This window comes from Pseudomonas sp. B14(2017) (assembly GCF_002113255.1).
GTDB lineage: Bacteria > Pseudomonadota > Gammaproteobacteria > Pseudomonadales > Pseudomonadaceae > Aquipseudomonas > Aquipseudomonas putida_Z.
In genome coordinates this window covers 108,535-131,780 of record NZ_NEJY01000006.1, presented here as the reverse complement: position 1 = coordinate 131,780, position 23,246 = coordinate 108,535, and the positions used below count along the sequence as shown (strand labels likewise).

Genomic DNA, 23,246 nt, shown 5'->3' with positions numbered 1-23,246 from the left:
TGCACCTGCCGTTTTTCCGTGCCGCCGTGAGCGGCCCGTATTCCAAAGGAGTGACACCATGCTGGTGATGCGCCCCGCGCAAATGGCTGATCTGAACGAAGTGCAGCGCATGGCTGCAGACAGCCCCATTGGTGTCACCTCGCTGCCGGACGACACCGCTCGCCTGGGCGACAAGATCGCCGCATCCGAGACTTCCTTCGCCGCCGAGGTCAGCTTCAACGGTGAAGAAAGCTATTTCTTCGTGCTCGAGGACAGCGAAACCGGCAAGCTGGCCGGTTGTTCGGCCATCGTCGCTTCGGCCGGCTACTCCGAGCCGTTCTACAGCTTTCGTAACGAGACCTTCGTGCACGCCTCGCGCGAGCTGAAGATCCATAACAAGATCCACGTGTTGTCGCTGTGCCATGACCTGACCGGCAACAGCCTGCTGACCAGCTTCTATGTGCTGCCGGAACTGGTGAACAGCGGCTGGGCCGAGCTCAATTCGCGTGGCCGCCTGCTGTTCATGGCCGCTCACCCGGAGCGTTTCGCCGACTCGGTGGTGACCGAGATCGTCGGCTACAGCGACGAGCAGGGTGAATCGCCGTTCTGGGATGCCATCGGCCGCAACTTCTTCGACCTCAACTATGCCCACGCCGAGCGCCTGTGCGGCCTGAAGAGCCGCACCTTCCTCGCCGAACTGATGCCGCACTACCCGATCTACGTGCCGCTGCTGCCTGACCTGGCGCAGGAAGCCATGGGCCAGGTGCACCCGCGGGCGCAGATTACCTTCGACATCCTCATGCGCGAAGGCTTCGAGACCGAGCACTACATCGACATCTTCGATGGCGGCCCGACCCTGCATGCGCGTACCTCGGGTATCCGCTCCATCGCCCAGAGCCGGGTGGTGCCGGTGAAGCTCGAGGACACCCCGGTCAAGGGCGGGCGCCCGTACCTGGTGTGCAACGGCCAGTTGCAGGATTACCGCGCGGTACTGCTGGACCTGGACTGGGTGCCGGGCAAACCGGTCAGCCTGAGCCCGGCCGCCGCCGAGGCGCTGGGGGTGGGCGAGGGTGCCAGCGTGCGTCTGGTTGCGGTCTGAGGTCTGGCAACAGGCGTTTCTGGATTGATGCGTTAGAAGAGTTTCGCGCCGGCCGCCGCCGCCGCAAAAGGAGATAGCATGATCGTTCGTCCTGTACGCAGCAGCGATTTGCCTGCGTTGATCGAATTGGCACGCAGCACCGGTACCACCGGGCTGACCACGCTGCCGGCCAACGAAGAGCGCCTGGGGCATCGCGTTGGCTGGGCGGAGAAGAGCTTCCGCGGCGAAGCCGAGCGTGGCGACACCGACTACCTGTTCGTGCTGGAAAACGACGAAGGCATGGTGGTGGGCATCAGTGCCATCGCCGGTGCCGTCGGCCTGCGCGAACCCTGGTACAACTACCGGGTCGGCCTGACCGTCAGCGCCTCGCAGGAGCTGAAGATCTACCGCGAAATCCCCACCCTGTTCCTGGCCAACGACCTGACCGGCAACTCCGAGCTGTGCTCGCTGTTCCTGCGCAGTGACTACCGCTCCGGCCTCAACGGCCGCCTGCTGTCGCGGGCGCGCATGCTGTTCATCGCCGAGTTCCCCGAGCTGTTCGGCAAGAAGATCATCGCCGAAATGCGCGGCATGTCCGACGAGCAGGGCCGCTCGCCGTTCTGGGAAAGCCTGGGCCGGCACTTCTTCAAGATGGAGTTCAGCCAGGCCGACTACCTCACCGGCGTGGGCAACAAGTCGTTCATTGCCGAACTGATGCCGAAGTTCCCGCTGTACACCTGCTTCCTGTCCGAGGCAGCGCGCAACGTGATCGGCCGCGTGCACAAGGACACCGAGCCGGCACTGGCGATGCTCAAGCAGGAAGGCTTCAACTACCAGGGCTACGTCGACATCTTCGACGCCGGCCCCGCCATCGAGTGCGACACCTCCAAGATCCGCGCCGTGCGCGAGAGCCAGACCCTGGTGCTGGCGGTGGGCACGCCGGGCGATGACGCGACGCCTTACATCATCCACAACCGCAAGCGCGACGACTGCCGCATCACGGCCGCACCTGCGCGGCTGGCTGCCGGTACCCTGGTGGTCGACCCCCTGACCGCCAAGCGCCTGCGCATGGGCGCCGGCGACAACGTGCGCGCCGTGCCGCTGTCGGCAAGCCGGGAGGCCCAGTAAATGACCACGCATTACATCGCAGGCAATTGGCAGATTGGCCAGGGCGAAACCCTGCAGTCGCTCAACCCGGTCACGCAAGCCGTCGTCTGGGAGGGGCAGGGCGCTGACGCCAGCCAGGTGGATGCCGCCGTGCAGGCAGCCCGTCAGGCCTTCCCGGCCTGGGCGCAATTGAGCCTGGAAGCGCGTATCGATTTGCTGGAGAAGTTCGCCACGCAACTGAAAGCGCATGCCGAAGCCATGGCCCAGTGCATCGGTGAGGAAACCGGCAAGCCCCTGTGGGAGTCGGCGACCGAAGTCACCAGCATGATCAACAAGGTAGCGATCTCGGTGCAGAGCTACCGCGAGCGCACCGGCGAAAAGAGCGGCCCGCTGGCCGATGCCACGGCCGTGCTGCGGCACAAGCCCCATGGTGTGGTGGCGGTGTTCGGCCCTTACAACTTCCCCGGCCACCTGCCCAACGGCCATATCGTGCCGGCGCTGCTGGCGGGCAACTGCGTGGTGTTCAAGCCCAGTGAGCTGACGCCCAAGGTCGCCGAGCTGACCGTCAATTGCTGGATTGCCGCCGGGCTGCCGGCGGGTGTGCTCAACCTGGTGCAGGGCGCGCGCGAAACCGGTGTGGCGCTGGCCGCCAACCCGGGTATCGATGGCCTGTTCTTCACCGGCTCCAGCCGCACCGGCAACCTGTTGCACCAGCAGTTCGCCGGCCGCCCGGACAAGATTTTGGCCCTGGAGATGGGCGGCAACAACCCGCTGGTGGTGGACGAGGTCAAGGACCTCGATGCGGCGGTGTACACCATTATCCAGTCGGCGTTCATTTCCGCCGGCCAGCGCTGCACCTGCGCCCGCCGTCTGCTGGTGCCGCAAGGCGCCTGGGGCGATGCGCTGATCACGCGCCTGGTCGAGGTGAGCAAATCCATCACGGTCGGTGCGTTCGACCAGCAGCCGGCGCCGTTCATGGGCTCGGTGATTTCGCTGCAGGCAGCGCGGGCGCTGATTGCAGCCCAGGCCGAACTGGTCGCCAAGGGCGCCGTGAAGCTGCTGGAAATGACCCAGCCACAGGCCGATGCCGCACTGCTGACCCCGGGCATTGTCGATGTCACCGCGGTGGCCGAGCGCCCGGACGAAGAGTTCTTCGGCCCGCTGCTGCAGGTGATCCGCTATGCCGACTTCGATGCCGCCATCGATGAGGCCAACAACACCCAGTACGGCCTGGCTGCCGGTTTGCTGTCCGACTCCCGCGCCCGTTACCAGTACTTCTGGCTGCGCAGCCGCGCTGGCATCGTCAACTGGAACAAGCAACTGACCGGTGCCGCCAGCAGTGCACCGTTCGGCGGCGTGGGCGCCAGTGGCAACCATCGCGCCAGCGCCTATTACGCGGCGGACTACTGCGCTTACCCCGTGGCTTCGCTGGAGACCGCCAGCCTTGCCTTGCCGGCAACCCTGACGCCGGGCGTCACCCTATAACAACAGGTCACGGAGCCTAGCCGATGAAATCCTATGAAGTGAATTTTGATGGCCTGGTGGGGCCTACCCACAACTATGGCGGCCTGTCCTACGGCAACGTGGCTTCGCAGAGCAACAGCCAGCAGGGTTCCAACCCGCGCGAAGCCGCGCGCCAGGGCCTGGCGAAGATGAAAGCGCTGGCCGACATGGGCTTCAAGCAGGGCGTGCTGGCGCCGCAGGAGCGCCCCGACGTGGCCGCACTGCGCCGCCTGGGCTTCAGCGGCAGCGATGCCGAAGTGATCCAGCGCGCCGCCAAGGAGGCCATGCCATTGCTGGTGGCCAGCTGCTCGGCCTCGAGCATGTGGGTGGCCAATGCCGCCACGGTCAGCCCCAGTGCCGACACTGCCGATGGCCGCGTGCACTTCACTGCTGCCAACCTCAACTGCAAGTACCACCGCAGTATCGAGCACCCGACCACCAGCCGCGTGCTGGGTGCCATGTTCAGCAACGACAAGCACTTTGCCCACCACGAGGCACTGCCTGCCGTGGCGCAGTTCGGTGACGAGGGGGCGGCCAACCACACGCGCTTCTGCCGTGCGTATGGCGAGGCCGGCGTGGAGTTCTTCGTCTACGGCCGCAGCGCCTTCGACAGCCGCTACCCGGCGCCGCAGAAGTACCCGGCCCGGCAAACCCTGGAAGCCTCCCAGGCTGTGGCTCGGCTGCATGGCCTGAGCGATGACGGCGTGGTCTACGCTCAACAGAACCCGGCCGTGATCGACCAGGGCGTGTTCCATAACGATGTAATTGCGGTGGGCAACGGCGAGGTGCTGTTCTATCACGAGGACGCTTTCCTCGACACCGAGGCGGTACTTGGCCAGCTGCGAGCTAAACTGGCCAGCAAGGGTGGCAACTTCCAGGCCATCTGCGTGCCGCGGGCAGCGGTGACGGTAGAGGACGCGGTGCGTTCCTATCTGTTCAACAGCCAGCTGCTCAGCCGCGACGACGGCTCCATGCTGTTGGTGGTGCCGGAAGAGTGCCGCAACAACGAGCGGGTCTGGGCCTACCTGGGCCAGTTGACCAGCCAGGGCGGCGCGGTGAAGGAGGTCAAGGTATTCGACCTCAAGCAGAGCATGCAGAACGGCGGTGGGCCAGCTTGCCTGCGTTTGCGCGTGGCGTTGAAGGAAACGGAACTGGCAGCGGTCAACCAAGGCGTTATCATGACCGCCTCGCTGTACGACACCCTGTTGCAGTGGGTCGACAAGCATTACCGCGATCGCCTTGGCGAGGCGGACCTGGCCGACCCGCAGTTGCTGGTGGAATGCCGTACGGCACTGGACGAATTGACCCAGATCCTGAAGTTGGGCTCGGTGTATCCGTTCCAACGCCAACCTTGAAGAGAGACTTTGCAATGACCGACGCCCTGCGCCTTATCCTGGAAGATGAAGACGGCACCCAGCTGGAAACTTCCTGCACCCGCTTTGCCGTGGTCTGGCAAGGCAAGGAAGTGTGGATTCAACAGGATGGTCGTGGCCAGCTGCTGATCGGCGTGGATGTCGAGGAAGACGACACCGAGTACGCCAACTTGCTGCTGCGCCCGATGGCCACCAACCTGGTCAGCCTGCAGCTGGAAATGGAACCGGCGGAGGTCGGCGAAGACGACGATCACGTCCATGGCCCCGACTGCGGCCACCACCACTAAGGAAGTACCTATGCTCGCCCTTGGCAAATTGCTTGAGCTGACCCTCACCGATCACGAACCGGCCGAGAAGACCCAAGTGACACCCAAGGGCGCGCGTTTGCGTTGGCTGGGGGAGGGCGCGCTCGAAGTGCGCCCGGCCGAAAGCGAGGATTGCGGGCTGGACTTGCTGTTGTCCGCCGGCATCCACGGCAACGAAACGGCACCGATCGAGTTGCTCGAGCGGCTGCTGCATGGCGTGGCCAACGGCAAGATCAAACCCAAGGCCCGGGTGCTGTTCCTGTTCGGCAACCCGGCAGCAATCCGCAAGGGCGAGCGCTTCATCGAGCAGGACATCAACCGCCTGTTCAATGGCCGCCACGAGCTGTCCAGTGGCTTCGAGGCATTGCGTGCCGCCGAGCTGGAACAGTTCGCCCGGGTGTTCTTCAGCAAGCCGGGGCGCAACCGCCTGCACTACGACCTGCATACCGCCATCCGCGGCTCGAAGATCGAGCAGTTCGCCTTGTACCCTTATAAAGAGGGGCGCAAGCATTCCCGTCGCGAGCTGGCGCGCCTGGCGGCGGCGGGCATGGAGGCGGTGTTGCTGCAAAGCAAATCCTCTATCACCTTCAGCGCCTTCACCTACGAGCAGCTGGAAGCCGAAGCCTTCACCCTGGAGCTGGGCAAGGCCCGTCCGTTCGGTCAGAACGAGCTGGTCAACCTGGACAAGCTGGAAGCGAGGCTGATTCACATCATCGAAGACACCGAGCCACAGGGCGAAGGCTCTCTGGATGGCCTGCAGCTGTTCAGCGTGTCCCGCGAGATCATCAAGCACAGCGACAGCTTCCACCTGCACCTGCCGGCGGACATCGAGAATTTCTCCGAGCTGAGCAAGGGTTACCTGCTGGCCGAAGACTTGGCCGAGACGCGCTGGGTAGTCGAGGAGGAGGGCGCGCGCATCATCTTCCCCAACCCCAAGGTCAAAAATGGTCTCAGGGCGGGGATTCTGATCGTTCCTGACTCCGGCCAGCGACTAGGCTGAGCTGGCCCCGATACCCTGGGCTCACGGCTGTGTGCGCAGCTCCAGTTGCAGCGCCTGGCGCAGCCCGTTTTCAGTGAAGGCGGGTGGGTTGGTGTTCAGGGCGGTGCTGCCGCCGAATGTGAACTTGCAATCGGTGGGTAAGCCGATGCTTTGCAGGAGCAGGTTGTCCACCGGATAAGCGCCGTTTTTGCCTTTAACCTCGGTCTGGCCCGGAAAGACGGTGCCTGACATCGAGTTCCAGCCTTGGCAAAGGCAGCGGTAAAGGTCGAGTAGTGGCAGTTGCGCAGCGGTCGACCAGCCTGGGTTGTATGCCAGGGTGCCGCCACTGTAGCCCCAGCTACTCTGGTTTTCGTCGATGATGAAGTGGCCTTCGTCTTCATCTTCTTCGTGGTCGCTGGGTGCGTAGGTCGTGAATTGGTGTCTGGATGCTTCGATCAGGCTGATCGGTGTCCCGGACTGCCCGGCCTTTTTATCCAGGGCCGCCAGTAGCGCCTGGCCGCAGGGTAGTTTGCGCAGCAGCTCCAGCGCATCCTGTGCCGCTTGCCTGAACGGGTCGCTACCCGTCACTCGCACGCCGATATTGCCCAGGGCCTGATGTTCGGCTGTCACGGGCCGGGCCAGTTGTGCATCGTTTTCGGTATCGCGGTAGAGCTTGATCCTGGAGGATTCGCTGCCAAGCAGGCGGTGCCCCGTGACGTTGACGACCGCGTCGCCCTTGTCGATCAGCACCGGTCCGCTACCGACCACAATCTGTTGCGTGCCGGTATGGGCGTCGATATGGACGATACCTGCGCCGGTCTCGATCCTGTTGCCGCTCCCTATCATGTCGATCAGCACCGTCTTCTTCACCTCCGGAGCGATGACGACGTGCTGATTGCCATCGGTGAGGCGAATGGCGATGGCTTGGGCGGTATGCGCGGCGACCATGAATACCGCATCGTTGATGGTCACTTCCAGCAGGCATTCACGAGGGGCGATACGTACGCGCTTTTGCTGCTCATCCGCGCGCAGCGCACGCGGGGCCACGTTGAAGACCAGCAGCTCGCTGTTCTGGGTGCTGCGGCGATAGCGCCGCCCCAACGGGTAAGTGTGTTCCAGGGTGATTCGCACGTTGGGGTCAGCCTGGATGTACTTGACCTCGGTCTGCCGCTGGGGGTTGTCTTCATTGGGAAAGGCGGTCTGGGCGTAACCAGGTTCGCGAGCATCTATGTAGTAGATCGGGTTCGGATTGGCCAGGGTAGCCTCGTGAGGCAGTGGGTGTGGATCCGAGTGGAGTTTGGACAGGTTCAGCTCAGGCATGGAGTGCTCCGGCAGCGAGGGTGGGCCGGCAGGATCCCGCTCCACTGCGCGGGTCAGGTGTTGCTTATGTACCGCATGGGTGGGCCTGCAGGTCTGCTTTTCCGCCTTGGCCGTGCTCATGAACGGCTTTTCATCCGCCGATTGCTGTTCTGGTGTACAAACACACTGTATCTCCCGTTCAGGCTGGATATAATGGCGCCCTTTGCCGTCGTTTCGTCGATTCGACGTATTAGCCCAAACGGCCGCCGTTTCCGTGGAAGAACCTATGAAAAGCGCAGAAATCCGTGAAGCCTTCCTTCGCTTCTTCGAAGAGCAGGGACATACCCGAGTCGCCTCCAGTTCGCTGATCCCGAACAACGACCCGACCCTGCTGTTCACCAATGCCGGCATGAACCAGTTCAAGGACTGCTTCCTCGGTGCGGAGAAGCGTGCCTACACGCGTGCCGTCAGCAGCCAGAAGTGCGTGCGCGCCGGTGGCAAGCACAACGACCTGGAAAACGTCGGTTACACCGCGCGTCACCACACTTTTTTCGAAATGCTGGGCAACTTCAGCTTCGGTGACTATTTCAAGCGCGATGCGATCACCTTCGCCTGGACCTTCCTGACTTCGGAAAAATGGCTGAACCTGCCCAAGGAAAAGCTCTGGGTCACCGTCTACGCCACTGACGACGAAGCCTACGATATCTGGACCAAGGAAGTCGGCGTGCCGGCCGAGCGCATGGTGCGCATCGGCGACAACAAGGGCGCCCCGTACGCCTCCGATAACTTCTGGACCATGGGCGACACCGGCCCATGCGGCCCGTGCACCGAGATCTTCTACGACCACGGCCCGGACATCTGGGGCGGCCCACCCGGCTCGCCGGAAGAAGACGGCGATCGCTACATCGAGATCTGGAACAACGTCTTCATGCAGTTCAACCGCACCGCCGACGGCGTGCTGCACCCGCTGCCAGCGCCGTCGGTGGACACCGGCATGGGCCTGGAGCGCGTCAGCGCCGTGCTGCAGCACGTGCACTCGAACTACGAGATCGACCTGTTCCAGAACCTGCTGTCGGCCGCGGCCAAGGCCATCGGTTGCGGCAATGAGGGCCAGGCCTCGCTGAAAGTGGTCGCCGACCACATCCGTTCGTGCGGCTTCCTGATCGCCGACGGCGTGCTGCCGTCCAACGAAGGCCGTGGCTACGTGCTGCGCCGCATCATTCGTCGTGCCTGCCGCCACGGTAACAAGCTGGGCGCCAAAGGCAGCTTCTTCTACCAGATCGTTGCTGCACTGGTCGCCGAAATGGGCGAGGCCTTCCCGGAACTGAACAGCCAGCAGGCGCACATCGAACGCGTGCTCAAGGCTGAAGAAGAACAGTTCGCCAAGACCCTGGAGCAGGGCCTGCGCATCCTCGAGCAGGACCTGGCCCAGCTGAAGGGCGAGGTGGTGCCGGGCGACGTGGTGTTCAAGCTGTACGACACCTACGGCTTCCCGATGGACCTGACCGCCGACATCGCCCGCGAGCGCGAGCTGACCATCGACGAAGCCGGCTTCGAGCGCGAGATGGACGCCCAGCGTGAGCGCGCCCGTTCCGCCAGCGCCTTCGGCATGGACTACAACAGCCTGGTCAAGGTCGACAGCGCCACCGAGTTCCTCGGCTACGAGGCCACCGAAGGCCAGGGCAAGATCATCGCCCTGTACAAGGACGGCCAGGCCGTCGACCAGCTGGGTGAAGGCGAGCAGGGTGTGGTCGTGCTCGACCGCACGCCGTTCTACGCCGAATCCGGTGGCCAGGTGGGTGACACCGGCTACCTGCAGGCTGGCGCTGCGCGCTTCGACGTGCGCGATACCACCAAGACCGGTGGTGCCTTCCTGCACCACGGCGTGGTTGCCAGCGGTGCGCTGGTGATCGGTTCGCCGGTCCAGGCCAAGGTCGATGCCGACGTGCAGCACGCCACCTCGCTGAACCACTCCGCCACCCACCTGCTGCACGAAGCGCTGCGCCAGGTGCTGGGCGAGCACGTACAGCAGAAAGGCTCGCTGGTCGACAGCCAGCGCCTGCGTTTCGACTTCAGCCACTTCGAGGCGGTGAAACCGGAGCAGATCAAGGCCCTGGAAGACATCGTCAACCGCGAAGTGCGCAAGAACACTGCGGTGGAAACCGAACTGACCGACATCGAAACCGCCAAGGCCAAGGGTGCCATGGCGCTGTTCGGCGAGAAGTACGGCGACACCGTGCGTGTGCTGAGCATGGGCGGCGATTTCTCGGTGGAGCTGTGCGGCGGTATCCACGCCAAGCGCACCGGTGACATCAGCCTGTTCAAGATCATCAGCGAAGGCGGCGTAGCCTCTGGCGTGCGCCGTATCGAAGCGGTCACCGGCGCTGCTGCGCTGGCCTACCTGAACGCTGCCGAAGAGCAGGTCAAGGAAGCCGCGCAGCTGGTGAAGGGTAATCGCGACAACCTGATCGACAAGCTGTCGGCTGTGCTCGAGCGCAACCGTCAGCTGGAGAAGCAGCTGGAACAGCTGCAGGCCAAGGCCGCCAGCGCCGCCGGGGATGATCTCTCCAATGCGGCCGTTGAGGTCAAGGGCGCCAAGGTGCTCGCCGCCCGCCTGGATGGGCAGGACGGCAAGGCCCTGCTGGCGCTGGTCGATCAGCTGAAGAACAAGCTCGGCCACGCAGTGATCCTGCTGGGCAGCGAGCATGAGGGCAAGGTCGTGCTGGTGGCCGGCGTGACCAAGGACCTCTCCAGCCAACTCAAGGCTGGCGATCTGATGAAACAAGCCGCTGCGGCGGTGGGTGGCAAGGGCGGTGGCCGTCCGGACATGGCCCAGGGTGGTGGCGTCGACGTCGCTGCACTGGACCAGGCCCTGGCGCTGGCCGTGCCATTCGCAGAGCAGGGACTTTGAGATGAGGGGGCCGGCGGTCTAGTGGCCTGTACGGCTAATTCTTGCGCTCAAATTCGAGTGCCAGGGTTTGCCGCGCAAGGCGCCGCGACGAGTCGTAGCCGGGCTACGGCGAGGAGTGGCAACGCAGCGAGGCGAATCCTGGTGCCGAATTTGGGTGCAAGAATTAGCCACACAGGCCACTCCCATCCGGCCTCTTCATGTTGGATTGTTTTTTGGGGCCCTGTATGGGCTGAGGCACCATTGAAATGGCGTTGATCGTACAGAAATTTGGCGGCACCTCTGTCGGTTCCATCGAGCGGATCGAGCAGGTAGCCGATAAGGTCAAGAAACACCGTGAGGCGGGCGACGACCTGGTGGTTGTGTTGTCGGCCATGAGCGGTGAAACCAATCGCCTGATCGACCTGGCCAAGCAGATCACCGATCAGCCGGTTCCGCGTGAACTGGATGTAATCGTGTCGACCGGTGAGCAGGTCACCATTGCCTTGCTGACCATGGCCTTGATCAAGCGTGGTGTGCCAGCGGTGTCCTACACCGGCAACCAGGTGCGCATTCTCACCGACAGCGCGCACAACAAGGCGCGCATCCTGCAGATCGACGACCAGAAGATTCGTGCCGACCTCAAGGAAGGCCGCGTGGTCGTGGTAGCGGGCTTCCAGGGCGTCGACGAGCACGGCAGCATTACCACCCTGGGCCGTGGCGGCTCCGACACCACGGGCGTGGCCCTGGCGGCTGCGCTGAAGGCTGACGAGTGCCAGATCTACACCGACGTCGATGGCGTCTACACCACCGACCCGCGCGTTGTGCCGCAGGCCCAGCGCCTGGAGAAGATCACCTTCGAAGAGATGCTGGAAATGGCCAGCCTCGGTTCCAAGGTGCTGCAGATCCGTTCGGTGGAGTTCGCCGGCAAGTACAACGTTCCGCTGCGCGTGCTGCACAGCTTCAAGGAGGGTCCGGGTACCCTCATTACCATTGATGAAGAGGAATCCATGGAACAGCCGATCATTTCCGGTATCGCCTTCAACCGTGATGAAGCCAAGCTGACCATTCGCGGCGTGCCGGACACCCCGGGCGTGGCCTTCAAGATCCTCGGCCCGATCAGCGCCTCGAACATCGAGGTCGACATGATCGTGCAGAACGTTGCCCACGATAACACCACCGACTTCACCTTCACCGTACACCGCAACGAGTACGAGAAGGCGCAGAGCGTGCTGGAAAACACTGCCCGCGAAATCGGTGCCCGTGAAGTGATCGGCGACACCAAGATCGCCAAGGTCTCGATCGTCGGCGTCGGCATGCGTTCGCACGCCGGTGTTGCCAGCCGCATGTTCGAAGCCCTGGCCAAGGAGAGCATCAATATCCAGATGATCTCCACCTCCGAGATCAAGGTTTCGGTCGTGATCGAAGAGAAGTACCTGGAGCTGGCCGTACGCGCGCTGCACACCGCGTTCGAGCTCGACGCTCCGGCACGACAGAGCGAGTAATACGCTGCCTGGAAGGGCGCGGCTTGCCGCGCCCTTCGCGTTTCTGCTCGCCACACAGGCCTGTCCTGCCCTGTGTGGCGAGTAACCGGGCCCTGGTCGTCGTCCACGACCAGGCCGCGACACCCAAGACTGTTACCCCTGAATGTTTTGCGTAAGGAGAAAGCTATGTTGATTCTGACTCGTCGGTGCGCCGAGAGCCTGATCATTGGAGACGGCGAGATCACCGTGACGGTGCTCGGCGTCAAAGGCAACCAGGTGCGTATTGGCGTCAGCGCCCCGAAAGAAGTGGCTGTGCACCGCGAGGAAATCTACCTGCGGATCAAGAAAGAGAAGGACGAGGAGCCAAGCCTTTAATTTTTTTGAAGTTTTTTTCAAAAAAAGGGTTGCAAACGAGGAAGAGCCTGTTTAATATTCGCCTCGTGTTGCGGTGAGGTGGCCGAGTGGCCGAAGGCGCTCCCCTGCTAAGGGAGTATACCTCATAAGGGTATCGGGGGTTCGAATCCCCCCTTCACCGCCATTATTCGCTTAGGGCGCTGTAAACAGTAAGAACGCTAAGTAGTTGATTTTAAACGAAAAAGTTCTTGCAAAAATGTTTCAGCGACCTATAATGCGCGGCAAGACACGGACTCATAGCTCAGCTGGATAGAGTACTCGGCTACGAACCGAGCGGTCGGAGGTTCGAATCCTCCTGAGTCCGCCACTTTTGAAGTGGCTTTGTTTGCAAGGCTGCTTCAAACAACCAGTGGTAATCTGGTCTAAAACTACCATCGCGGACTCATAGCTCAGCTGGATAGAGTACTCGGCTACGAACCGAGCGGTCGCAGGTTCGAATCCTGCTGAGTCCGCCACTTTTTGAAGTGGCTCTGCTTGCAAAGGCACTTCAACCAACCAGTGGTAACCTGGTCTAAAAAATACCACCACGGACTCATAGCTCAGCTGGATAGAGTACTCGGCTACGAACCGAGCGGTCGGAGGTTCGAATCCTCCTGAGTCCGCCACACCAAATCAAGAAGCCCGCTCATTTGAGCGGGCTTTTTGTTTTTCTGCGCCAATGAATTGTTGGTGATGTCGATCTAAGCTCTTCTGTAACGATTGTAGTGTAGCTTGGGGCCGCCATGCGGCCCATCGCCGGCAAGCCAGCTCCCACAGGTATCGCGCTGCTCTCTGGACTGTGTTGTCCCTGTTGGAGCTGGCTTGCCGGTGAAAGGGCTGCAAAGCAGCCCCGAATTCGATCAGGTATCGCATACACATCCAGGCACACAACAAATGTGCTTTAACCGCCAGACCCACCGTCGCACTGATAGCTTCGAGCGTTGTCCCAGCTTTATCACGCAAACGATTGTTCTGGCCAAAATTTTAAGCGATCTGACAGCTTTAGCAGTGTATGATTGCGCCCGTCAGCCCCGCCGGGGCTTGTGGAAAACCACCATGGACTTACCCAGTAGTTACTCGCTAACAAGATTCATACAGAAAGATCTGACCGATTGATTCTCCCGGCGTGCTCCGCTGCTGGGAGTGGAGTTCGCCTATGACTGAAGTAGAAGTAAAAAAAGCGCAGGAAAGCCTGCAGGACCGCCTGGCCCAGGTGGTCGAACTGCTGCAACGCCAGCGCGTGGTCGAAGACCTGACCCACCGTCAGGAAGGTGCCCACAACGACCTGGTGGAAAACCTGGTCCACCGCCAGAACCTCGTCGAGCTGCAGCGCAAGCTCGATGACCTGCACCCCGCCGACATCGCCTACATCCTCGAAGCCTTGCCCCTGGAAGACCGCCTGACGGTCTGGCAGCTGGTGCGCTCGGATCGCGATGGCGACATCCTGCTGGAAGTGTCCGACGCCGTGCGGCAATCGCTGATCGCCGACATGGACGATCACGAACTGCTCGCCGCCGCCAAGGAAATGGACGCCGACGAGCTGGCCGACCTGGCTCCTGAGCTGCCGCGTGACGTTGTTCACGAGCTGATGGAAACCCTCGATGCCCAGCAACGCGAGCGCGTGCGTTCGGCGCTGAGCTACGACGAGGAGCAGGTTGGTGCGCTGATGGACTTCGAGATGGTCACCATCCGCGAAGACGTCAGCCTGGAAGTGGTGTTGCGCTACCTGCGCCGCCTGAAAGAGCTGCCGAACCACACCGACAAACTGTTCGTGGTCGACTATGACGGCATTCTCAAGGGCGTATTGCCGATCAAGCGCCTGCTGGTCAATGACCCGGAAAAGAAGGTGGCGGAGGTCATGGCGACCGACCCGGTCTCCTTCCACCCCGAGGAAGATGCGTATGATGCGGCGCAGGCCTTCGAGCGTTATGACCTGGTATCCGCGCCGGTCGTGGACAAGAACGAACGCCTGATCGGCCGCTTGACCATCGACGAAATGGTCGACCTGATTCGTGAAGAAAGCGAAAGCGAAGTGCTGAACATGGCCGGTTTGCGCGAGGAAGAAGACATCTTCGCCTCGGTCTGGCGTTCGCTGCGCAACCGCTGGGCCTGGTTGGCCATCAACCTGATTACTGCTTTCGTTGCATCGCGAGTGATCGGCCTGTTCGAAGGTTCGATCGAGAAGCTGGTGGCCCTGGCTGCGCTGATGCCGATCGTGGCGGGTATTGGTGGCAACTCCGGTAACCAGACCATCACCATGATCGTGCGCGCCATGGCGCTGGACCAGGTGTCGCCGGGCAACACCAGCCGCCTGATGCGCAAGGAGCTGGCGGTATCGCTGCTCAACGGCCTGATCTGGGGCGGGGTGATCGGTGCGGTGGCGTTCTGGCTGTATGGCAGCTGGTCGTTGGGTCTGGTGATGACTGCGGCGATGACCTTGAACCTGCTGTTGGCGGCCTTGATGGGAGTGTTGATCCCGATGACCCTGACGCGCCTGGGGCGCGACCCGGCGATGGGCTCCAGCGTGATGATTACCGCGGTGACCGACAGCGGCGGGTTCTTCATCTTCCTCGGGCTGGCCACGCTGTTCCTGCTGTAGCCGTTTAACTTCCACAAGCTGATGAGGTCCTTGTGGGAGCGGCCTTGCGTCGCGAAAGGGCTGCAAAGCAGCCCCGGAAGTATGCGCAGTGCCGCTGACATCGCGGGGCCGCTCTGCGGCCCTTTCGCGACACAAGGCCGCTCCCACAAAGGCAGTGATCCTACAGCGGCGGTAAGCCCACAAAAAAGCCAGCTTACGCTGGCTTTTTCATGTTCGGCTGCAAACCTCAGGAGGCGTCGGTAGCCATTTCCACATCGTGAGCGATGAGGGCGACCAGCGCGTTCTGCTGGCGGTGCGACAGTTGGCGGAAGCGTTGCAGCAACTCGCGTTCATGCAGGGACAGTTCAGGGCTGTCCAGGCGCATGCTCAACTCGTCACCCAGCGCACCTTCCTGGATAAGGCTCTGTTCCAGGCGCGCGATGATTTCGGAGTTCATGCTGCGGTGATGGTTGCGCGCTACCTCGGCAATGCGCTCACGCATCCCGTCTGGCAGGCGGACGACGAACTTGTCAGCGGTGCGGCTCGAATAAATAGCCTGTTTCATTGGGCGCATATAAATTGACCGGATTTTGGTTCAGGGGAAGCGGTTCTCAAATTGGCCGCACGGGGTGGTAGTACGACCGTGGCGACGACGAAATGTTCAACCGTCTGTGAAAAATGGATGCTCATCTTGCCTCATGGTCGCCGTTTCCTTGGCGTCAATTCTGTGACAAATAGTGAGCCGGATAAAGGCTTTGTGCCAGTACCAATTATCAGAAATGAGTACTGGTTTGAAAAGTTTTACATGCTCCAGCTTGCCCAATCGTCAGACTTTTGCCGTCAAAAACTGGTAAAACGCAGCAAAAGGCCGGGAAAGCCCCTAGAATGTGCCGGTTTCCCTCCATAGAGCATAGTGGCTATGCAACATGACGCAAGCGACCGCCAATCAGGGACAGGCCGGTTGATATATCTGGTAGGACCGTCGGGTTCCGGGAAAGATTCCCTGATCGATGCTTCTCGTGAGCGATTGGCAGCCGCCGGGGTGGAAATCGCCCGTCGCGTCATTACCCGGTCGGCCGAAGCCAAGGGCGAAGCCGCCCATGGAGTCTCGGCCGAACAGTTCGAAGCACTGCGCGCGCAAGGCGCGTTCGCCATGCATTGGCGAGCCAATGGCCTGGATTACGGCATTCCACTACAGGTGGACCAGTGGCTGGCGGAGGGCAGGGCGGTGCTGGTGAATGGTTCGCGGGCCTATCTGGCCGAGGCGCGTCGGCGCTACCCGAACCTGTTGGCAGTGCTGGTCGAGGTCCGGCACGAGGTGCTGCGCGAGCGCCTGGTGGCCCGCGGCCGGGAAAGCGCAGAGGAAGTCGAGCAGCGCCTGGCACGTAATGCACGCTTGCAGGCGCTGGCCGATCCGTCGCTGCATGTGCTGGACAACTCCACCACCCTGGAAACCGCGGTCGCGGCATTGTTCGCGCTGCTGCGTGATGAAGGCGTGCTGCCGCAGGTGTAGCATTGGCAGAAAAGGATTACGCGAAAAAGCCCGCGTGAGGCATGACAAACGCCAGCATGCTGGTTAACATGCTGGCCGTCCTGCTGTGCAGCGTCCGCTGCCGGTACTTGCGTCTCAGTAGCTCAATTGGATAGAGCATCCCCCTCCTAAGGGGAAGGTTGCAGGTTCAATTCCTGCCTGGGACGCCATTTCCTATCTCCCACACCCCTCTCACCCAGCGTTGGCCAGCAACGATGGCGTGCTCCATATGCCGCTCGCTTGTGCCTGCGTTCGCCTGCCATCGCAGCCGTCCCGATGTGCTTGACCGAGATGTCGCATTCTTTGGAGTAATCCTTACATCACCCCAGGTCATGTGAGTTTACTGTCTTCGCCATGAGCTTCATGGATGGCTCAGCAGCGATCGATTGCACTCCAATAATAATCGGATCTCCCCGCAGGCCAACGCTTGCGGGCGGTCTGCGCCGAGCAGCAACAAAGGCCAAACCCATGACCAATAAACATAATATTTCCCTGGAAGACGCCCCGCTCAACAGCTTCCACAAGAAGCTCGCCATCTACTCCTCGGGTGCGCCGTTTCTGGATGGCTATATCCTGAGCATCATTGGCGTGGTCCTGGTGCAACTCAGCCAGTCGCTACAACTGTCCGTGCTCGAAGAGGGCCTGGTAGCCGCCGCATCGCTGGTTGGCATGTTCTTCGGCGGTTTCGTCGGTGGGCTGTTTACCGACAGGTTGGGCCGCAAGACGCTGTATGTGCTGGTACTGGTTGCACTCACGCTGTTTTCTCTCGGCCAGTTCTGGGTCACATCAGCCGCCGCACTGATTGCCCTGCGCTTTGCTCTGGGTGTCGCCATCGGCGCCGACCACCCGCTGGCGACTTCGCTGCTGGCCGAGTTCCTGCCGCGCAAGCAGCGGGGTTCGATTCTCGCCAGCCTGGTGATGATGTGGTTCGTCGGTGCTGCCATGGCCTATGTGGCCGGTGAGTTCATCCTGCGCAGCATGGGGCCGGAAGCCTGGCGCTGGGCCTTGGCGAGTGCGGCAGTGCCTGGCGTGCTGTTCCTGATCATGCGCGCCGGCACCCCGGAATCGGCCCGTTGGTTGCTGAGCAAGGGGCGCATCGAAGAGGCCGACCAGGTAGTGAAAAGGGTTTATGGCAACAGCTTTTCCATCACCGACCTGGCCGAAGCGCCGTCGATTCGCAAGGTGTCGGTCTGGTCGCTGTTCCACTCCAGCTATGGCAAGCGCATCTTCTTCGTCAGCATGTTCTGGACCTGCTCGATCATCCCGCAGTTCGCCATCTACGCCTTCGCCCCGAAGATCCTTTCGGCCATGGGCCTTACCGGTGACCTGGCGGCGTGGGGCGCTGTGGCGATCACCGTCATCTTCGTGTTCGGTTGCTTGCTGGGCGTGAAGCTGATCAACCCCATGGGTCGGCGCAACATGCTGATCCACAGCTTCCTGTGGTCGGGCCTGGCCTTGCTGCTGCTGGGGCTGTACCCGGACGGGGCAGGGCTGGTGACCCTGGCGCTGTTCGGCAGCTATGCATTGTTCATTGGCGGGGCGCAGGTGTTGCAGTACGTGTACCCGAACGAGCTGTTCCCAACCGAGGTCCGGGGTTCGGCCGTTGGCCTGGCAACCTCCTTGTCGCGTATCGGTGCCGCCATCGGCACCTACCTGGTGCCCATGTCGCTGGAGTCGCTCGGCATTGCCAACACCATGATCGTGGCGTTTGGCATTTCGATGGTCGGGCTGCTCTGCACCTGGCTGATGGCGCCGGAGACACGCTCGCTGGACCTGGCCAAGGCCAGCGCGGTCTGATACTGCAAGAAGCCACCGAGCGGACGCTGGCCGTGTAGGAGCGGCCTTGTGTCGCGAAAGGGCTGCGCAGCAGCCCCGGCCATGTCAGCTGTGAAGCCAAAATCCTGGGGCCGCCTTGCGGCCCTTTCGCGACACAAGGCCGCTCCTACAGGGGCCGTGTAGAGCAGGATATCAGCGCTGACGCATCCTACATCCCCAAATGCTTCAAGGCCCACAGCACTCCCATGCCCACAATCAGCGTCAGCATCGTGCTGCGCGTACGCCACGCCACCAATGCGGCCAGTATCGCTGCCGGTATCTGCGGGTTCATCCAGTCGAACCCCGCCTGCCGGTCAGGAAATACCACAGCCGGCAGTACCAATGCCGCCAGCACACTGGCCGGCACATACGCCAGGGCGCGGCGAAACAGTGGGGGGATGCGCAGCACCGTGTGCAACTCGATGAACGACAGGCGGATGGCGAAGGTGCCCAGGCCGATCAGAATGAAGGTTATCCACTGGGTCGTTTCGCTCATGATGCTTCCTGCTCGGTATTGGCGTCTGCCACGGTTTGCTGTTTTTGCCAGCTCTCGATGGCCAGCCCGGCGATGATGCCGCCCAGCGCGCCAGCCAGCAGGCCGAGGTTGTAGGGCAGGTTGGCGGCCAGCACGGCGAGCACGCCGCCGGTCAGCGCTGCGCCAAGCGTGGCCGCATTGCGAATGCCGGGTATCAACAGGGCCAGGAATGACAATGGAATGGCAAAGCCCAGCGACCAGTCTTCAGGGATGCTCGCGCCCAGGTACATGCCCGCCAGCACCGAGAGGTTCCAGCCGAAGAACATGGTGATTGCCGTACCGGCATAGTAGGGGTAGGCATACTGCCCGAGCCCGCCCGAGCCCATCTTCAGCGTGCACAGGGCGAAGGACTGATCTGACAGCATGTACGCCATCGGCCACTTGTGGCGGCGCGGCAGCTGGCCCAGGTGCGGGGCCAGGCTGGCGCTGTACATCAGGAAGCGCAGGTTGATCACCAGTGCGGTGACTACCATGGTCACCGGCAGGGCGGCGCTTTGCATCAACTGCATCACCACCATTTGCGCCGAACCGGAGTAGAACAGCAAGGTCATGCCGATGGCATCGGTTGGCGACAGGCCCATGCCGATCGCCGTGACCCCGGTGATCAGGCCGAAGGGCACGATGCCGGAAGTCAATGGCAGGGCGCTGTGGGCACCTTGCCTGAACGCTTGGGTCCCGCTTGGATACGGCATTTGAAATCCTTGAAAGTGTGCAGACGGTGCAAGGGCGGTACGTCCACGTTAATGCGCGCGACAGTTGGCCTCAACGTCAGATTTCTGGATAGTAGGCCTAAAAAAAATAGGCCTGAAACCGTGTACCTCGATACTCCCACCCGGCACTCGCTGCAGCTCAATGCCCTGCGTGCCTTCGAAGCGTCAGCCCGCCTGGGCGGTTTTGCCCGTGCCGCACTCGAGCTGAGGGTGACCCCAGGGGCCATCGCCGCCCTGGTCAAGACCCTGGAAAGCGAATATGGCGCGGCCTTGTTCGAGCGCCACGCCAAAGGCGTGCGCCTGACGCCCTTGGGCGAAAGCGTGAAAGGCCAGTTCACCGAGGCGTTCGACGCCGTGGAAGCCGCCGCGCGCACACTGCGCCGCCTGGCCGCACCGCAGCGGGTGCATATCGTCACATCGCCTGCCCTGGCGCAGTTGTGGATAGGGCCACGCCTGCCGGAACTGACCCGGCTGCTGGCACCCATCGAGATCTCGGTGACGGCGGTGGATGAGCCGCCCAACCTGAAACGCAGCCCGTTCGACCTGTGCCTGTTCTACACCGAAAAGCCCGAGCGCTGGCAACGCAGGATAGCCACGGAAGAAGTCCTGCCCGTGTGCGTGCCGGCCCTTGCCGCCAGCATCGCCAAGCCCGAGGACCTTGCCGACGCCCGTTGCATCGCCGACGTGGGCTGGAACGACTGGGCGGTGTGGACGGGGGCGGTGATGCCCGGGCACAAGTTCGTTGCCCGTGGGCCGGGTTTTTCCCTGTACTCGATCGCCCTGCAGCAAGCCTTGCTGGCCGCCGGGGTTCTGATAGGGCGCAGAAGCCTGGTGCAACGCTACCTCGACAGCGGCGAACTGGTCGCCCCCATCGACCGCGCGGTGCCATTGGGCATGACCATCGCCGCATGGCGGCTGCCGGGTGCCAAGGGCAACCAGGTGGTTGCTGCCGTGGAGGAGGCGCTGTTGCAGTTGGCTTGAGCGTCCTCGATCCATGCCTGTCCTCAGCGCCGCAAAAACAGGGCGTCAGGGCTATTCTGTTCGGGTGCGCCAGAAGCCAGGGAGAGCGTCCATGAGTCAGGAAACCCGGCCGGTACCCGCCGGCTTCAGTGAACAGCAGTTGCATACGTTGTTCGATCTGATCAGCGATGGTATCTGGGACTGGAATGCCAATACCGGCTACGTCTATCGCAACCCGGGCTGGTACGCCATGCTCGGCTACCCCAGCCACTCCATGGCCAACTCGGTGCTCACCTGGGAAAGCGTGATCCACCCGGAGGACTACCCGCGGGTGATGGCGCATTTCGAGGCGTACATCAACCAGCGCAACGAGCATTACCTCGTCGAATACCGCTGCCGTTGCCACGATGGCAGCTACCTGTGGATCGAAGACAGCGGCTACATCATCGCCCATAACGAGGACGGCTCGGTGGCGCGCATGCTCGGTGCCCACCGCAACATCGACGCCAACAAGCGCCTGGTGGCGCAACTGGAGCAGAGGAACCAGTCGCTGGAAAGCCAGGTGGCCGAACGCACCCGCGAGCTGTCCTGGGTGAACCAGCAGTTGCAGCGGCAGCTGGACGAAAACCGCGAGCTGGCCGAGCGCGACGCGTTGACCCGCATTGCCAACCGCTATCGGCTGGAGAAGGCGCTGCAACTGGAGTGCGAGCGTGCACAGCGCTTTCGCCAGCCGTTGTCGCTGATAGCCATGGACGTGGACGATTTCAAGCCGATTAATGACCGCTATGGCCATGCCCGTGGCGATGCGGCGCTGGTGCGGGTGGTCGACGTCCTGCGTACCTGTCTGCGGCAGCAGGACCTGCTGGCGCGCTGGGGTGGGGACGAGTTCGTCATCGTATTGCCGCAGGCCTCGCTGGGCGAGGCGCTGGAGGTGGCAGCACGCTTGCGCCAGGCGATGGTGCAGGTGGAGCCGGTGGGCGATTGCCGGCTGACCATGAGCTACGGCGTGGTGCAATGGCAGGAAGGAGAGGACCAGCATGCACTGCTGGCGCGTGCCGACATGGCGCTGTACCGGGCCAAGGGGAACGGCAAGAACGCGATAGCCCAATAGATCGCGATCATTGTGGGAGCGGCCTTGTGTCGCGAAAGGGCCGCAAAGCGGCCCCGGGTGTTTTTGCACCGGTGCTGATATTGATGGGGCTGCTTTGCAGCCCTTTCGCGACACAAGGCCGCTCCCACAGAGACCGCGGTGGTTTCAGGTTTTGTGTCGGACCGCTGTCGGGCCCGAATGAAAAAAGACCCGCAACGCCTGGGGCGCTGCGGGCCAAATCGGCCTCGGCCGCTTCAGTGTCAGATATGCAGGGCGTGGCCCAGGGCGCGCAGTGCCGCTTCCTGTACCGCCTCACCCAGTGTCGGGTGGGCATGGATGGTGCCGGCCACATCCTCCAGGCACGCGCCCATCTCCAGCGACTGGGCAAACGCCGTCGACAACTCGGAAACCGCCACGCCAACCGCCTGCCAACCCAGGATCAGGTGGTTGTCACGGCGCGCCACCACCCGCACGAAACCGCTTTTCGATTCCAGGCTCATGGCCCGGCCATTGGCGGCAAACGGGAACTGCGCGACGATGCAGTCCAGCCCTTGCTGGCTGGCTTGCTCCGGGGTCTTGCCGACCACCACCACTTCCGGGTCGGTGAAACACACCGCGGCGATCGCGCTGGGTTCGAAACGGCGTGCCTTGCCGGCGATGATCTCGGCGACCATCTCGCCCTGGGCCATGGCCCGGTGCGCCAGCATCGGTTCGCCAGCCACGTCGCCGATGGCCCAGACATTACGCATGCTGGTCTGGCAGCGCTCGTCGATGGCAACGGCGGCGCCGTTCATCTTCAGGTCCAGGCACTCCAAGTTGAAACCTTGCGTGCGCGGCCGACGGCCCACGGCTACCAGCACCTGGTCGGCTTCCAGGCGCAATTGCGCACCCTGGCCATCACGGGCCAGCAGGCAGCCGCCCTCGTAACCCTCGACGCTGTGGCCCAGGTGCAGGGTGATGCCCAGCTTCTTCAGCGATTCGGCCACCGGTGCGGTCAGCTCGCTGTCGTAGGTCGGCAGGATGCGCTCGCGCGCTTCCACCACGCTGACCCGTGCGCCCAGCTTGCGGTAGGCGATGCCCAGCTCCAGGCCGATGTAGCCGCCGCCCACCACCACCAGGTGCTGCGGCAGGGTTTTCGGCGCCAGGGCTTCGGTCGAGGAAATGATCGGCCCGCCCAGCGGCAGCATCGGCAGTTCGACACTGCTGGAGCCAGTGGCCAGCAACAGGTGCTCACACTGGATACGCTGGCCATCGACCTCGACCTGCTTGCCGTCGAGCACCTTCGCCCAGCCATGGATCACCTTGACCCCGTGCTTTTTCAGCAGGGCGGCGACGCCGGTGGTCAGGCGGTCGACGATGCCGTCCTTCCAGGCCACGCTCTGGCCGATGTCCAGGCGCGGCGAGGCGACGCTGATGCCCAGCTCCGACGGGCCGGCAAAGCGCGAGGTCTGGTGGAACTGCTCGGCCACGTGGATCAGCGCCTTGGACGGGATGCAGCCGATGTTCAGGCAGGTACCGCCCAGTGCCTGGCCTTCCACCAGCACGGTGGGGATGCCCAGTTGCCCGGCGCGGATGGCAGCCACGTAGCCGCCAGGGCCGCCGCCGATGATCAACAGGGTAGTCTGGATAGTCTGTTGCAT

General features: G+C 62.7%; 19 protein-coding genes and 5 tRNA genes. 19 read left to right on the top strand and 5 right to left on the bottom strand.

Annotated elements, in window-relative coordinates; genetic code table 11:
* Positions 1 to 58 precede the first annotated feature (58 nt).
* From aruF to astE, 6 genes are all read left to right on the top strand, one after another.
* Positions 59 to 1,078, top strand: a complete 1,020-nt coding sequence (gene aruF, locus CAG34_RS07950; RefSeq protein WP_075045963.1) for an arginine/ornithine succinyltransferase subunit alpha — start codon at positions 59 to 61, stop codon at positions 1,076 to 1,078.
* 78 nt (positions 1,079 to 1,156) lie between these two features.
* On the top strand, positions 1,157 to 2,185 hold the full coding sequence (gene astA / locus CAG34_RS07945) for an arginine N-succinyltransferase (protein WP_085589092.1): 1,029 nt from the start codon (positions 1,157 to 1,159) through the stop codon (positions 2,183 to 2,185).
* Positions 2,186 to 3,649 carry a succinylglutamate-semialdehyde dehydrogenase gene (gene astD, locus CAG34_RS07940; RefSeq protein WP_085589091.1) on the top strand — a complete coding sequence of 488 codons (1,464 nt, stop codon included), beginning with the start codon at positions 2,186 to 2,188 and terminating at the stop codon, positions 3,647 to 3,649.
* Positions 3,650 to 3,672: 23 nt separating this feature from the next.
* Complete coding sequence (astB, locus tag CAG34_RS07935) at positions 3,673 to 5,022, top strand: N-succinylarginine dihydrolase (protein WP_085589089.1); 1,350 nt, start codon at positions 3,673 to 3,675, stop codon at positions 5,020 to 5,022.
* A 14-nt stretch (positions 5,023 to 5,036) separates the two neighbouring features.
* Complete coding sequence (locus CAG34_RS07930) at positions 5,037 to 5,327, top strand: topoisomerase II (protein ID WP_003256592.1); 291 nt, start codon at positions 5,037 to 5,039, stop codon at positions 5,325 to 5,327.
* A 10-nt stretch (positions 5,328 to 5,337) separates the two neighbouring features.
* Positions 5,338 to 6,345, top strand: a complete 1,008-nt coding sequence (gene astE, locus CAG34_RS07925; protein WP_085589087.1) for a succinylglutamate desuccinylase — start codon at positions 5,338 to 5,340, stop codon at positions 6,343 to 6,345.
* Between the two features lie 21 nt (positions 6,346 to 6,366).
* On the opposite strand, the gene CAG34_RS07920 is transcribed toward astE, so the two are convergent.
* Positions 6,367 to 7,764, bottom strand: coding sequence for a M91 family zinc metallopeptidase (locus tag CAG34_RS07920; protein WP_256573537.1), 1,398 nt, complete (start codon positions 7,762 to 7,764; stop codon positions 6,367 to 6,369).
* 145 nt (positions 7,765 to 7,909) lie between these two features.
* Between CAG34_RS07920 and alaS the strand changes: the two genes are divergently transcribed.
* From alaS to mgtE, 8 genes are all read left to right on the top strand, one after another.
* Complete coding sequence (alaS, locus tag CAG34_RS07915) at positions 7,910 to 10,534, top strand: alanine--tRNA ligase (RefSeq protein WP_025340119.1); 2,625 nt, start codon at positions 7,910 to 7,912, stop codon at positions 10,532 to 10,534.
* 245 nt (positions 10,535 to 10,779) lie between these two features.
* Complete coding sequence (locus CAG34_RS07910) at positions 10,780 to 12,015, top strand: aspartate kinase (protein WP_013973645.1); 1,236 nt, start codon at positions 10,780 to 10,782, stop codon at positions 12,013 to 12,015.
* A 165-nt stretch (positions 12,016 to 12,180) separates the two neighbouring features.
* A complete protein-coding gene (csrA, locus tag CAG34_RS07905) occupies positions 12,181 to 12,369 on the top strand; it encodes a carbon storage regulator CsrA (protein WP_003254503.1) in 189 nt (62 codons plus the stop codon).
* Between the two features lie 72 nt (positions 12,370 to 12,441).
* A tRNA-Ser gene (locus CAG34_RS07900) sits at positions 12,442 to 12,532 on the top strand.
* Positions 12,533 to 12,638: 106 nt separating this feature from the next.
* Positions 12,639 to 12,715: transfer RNA gene (locus tag CAG34_RS07895), tRNA-Arg, on the top strand.
* Between the two features lie 71 nt (positions 12,716 to 12,786).
* Positions 12,787 to 12,863 (top strand) — tRNA-Arg (locus CAG34_RS07890).
* 73 nt (positions 12,864 to 12,936) lie between these two features.
* Positions 12,937 to 13,013 (top strand) — tRNA-Arg (locus tag CAG34_RS07885).
* 530 nt (positions 13,014 to 13,543) lie between these two features.
* Positions 13,544 to 14,986: a magnesium transporter gene (gene mgtE / locus CAG34_RS07880; RefSeq protein ID WP_025340118.1), complete on the top strand. Its 1,443-nt coding sequence runs from the start codon at positions 13,544 to 13,546 to the stop codon at positions 14,984 to 14,986.
* 226 nt (positions 14,987 to 15,212) lie between these two features.
* On the opposite strand, the gene CAG34_RS07875 is transcribed toward mgtE, so the two are convergent.
* Positions 15,213 to 15,539: an Arc family DNA-binding protein gene (locus tag CAG34_RS07875; RefSeq protein WP_012273554.1), complete on the bottom strand. Its 327-nt coding sequence runs from the start codon at positions 15,537 to 15,539 to the stop codon at positions 15,213 to 15,215.
* Between the two features lie 345 nt (positions 15,540 to 15,884).
* Here CAG34_RS07875 and phnN point away from each other — a divergent pair, with 345 nt between their 5' ends.
* The 3 genes from phnN (at position 15,885) to CAG34_RS07855 (ending at position 18,293) form a co-directional block, all read left to right on the top strand.
* Positions 15,885 to 16,478 carry a phosphonate metabolism protein/1,5-bisphosphokinase (PRPP-forming) PhnN gene (gene phnN / locus CAG34_RS07865; protein ID WP_085589085.1) on the top strand — a complete coding sequence of 198 codons (594 nt, stop codon included), beginning with the start codon at positions 15,885 to 15,887 and terminating at the stop codon, positions 16,476 to 16,478.
* A gap of 111 nt (positions 16,479 to 16,589) precedes the next feature.
* Positions 16,590 to 16,666 (top strand) — tRNA-Arg (locus CAG34_RS07860).
* A gap of 298 nt (positions 16,667 to 16,964) precedes the next feature.
* Entirely contained in the window at positions 16,965 to 18,293 is a 1,329-nt protein-coding gene (locus CAG34_RS07855) for an MFS transporter (RefSeq protein WP_085589083.1), read from the top strand.
* Positions 18,294 to 18,480: 187 nt separating this feature from the next.
* Here the strand turns inward: CAG34_RS07855 and CAG34_RS07850 are convergent, their stop codons facing one another.
* Positions 18,481 to 18,807, bottom strand: coding sequence for an AzlD domain-containing protein (locus CAG34_RS07850; protein ID WP_025340115.1), 327 nt, complete (start codon positions 18,805 to 18,807; stop codon positions 18,481 to 18,483).
* Positions 18,804 to 19,538, bottom strand: coding sequence for an AzlC family ABC transporter permease (locus CAG34_RS07845; RefSeq protein WP_085589081.1), 735 nt, complete (start codon positions 19,536 to 19,538; stop codon positions 18,804 to 18,806). The genes CAG34_RS07850 and CAG34_RS07845 overlap by 4 nt, the downstream gene beginning before the upstream one ends.
* Before the next feature lie 120 nt (positions 19,539 to 19,658).
* Between CAG34_RS07845 and CAG34_RS07840 the strand changes: the two genes are divergently transcribed.
* Positions 19,659 to 20,537 (top strand): LysR family transcriptional regulator, encoded by an 879-nt coding sequence (locus CAG34_RS07840; protein WP_085589077.1) that lies wholly within the window; start codon positions 19,659 to 19,661, stop codon positions 20,535 to 20,537.
* 91 nt (positions 20,538 to 20,628) lie between these two features.
* Positions 20,629 to 21,627 carry a diguanylate cyclase gene (locus CAG34_RS07835; protein WP_085589071.1) on the top strand — a complete coding sequence of 333 codons (999 nt, stop codon included), beginning with the start codon at positions 20,629 to 20,631 and terminating at the stop codon, positions 21,625 to 21,627.
* Between the two features lie 239 nt (positions 21,628 to 21,866).
* On the opposite strand, the gene lpdA is transcribed toward CAG34_RS07835, so the two are convergent.
* Positions 21,867 to 23,246: a dihydrolipoyl dehydrogenase gene (gene lpdA / locus CAG34_RS07830; RefSeq protein WP_085589062.1), complete on the bottom strand. Its 1,380-nt coding sequence runs from the start codon at positions 23,244 to 23,246 to the stop codon at positions 21,867 to 21,869.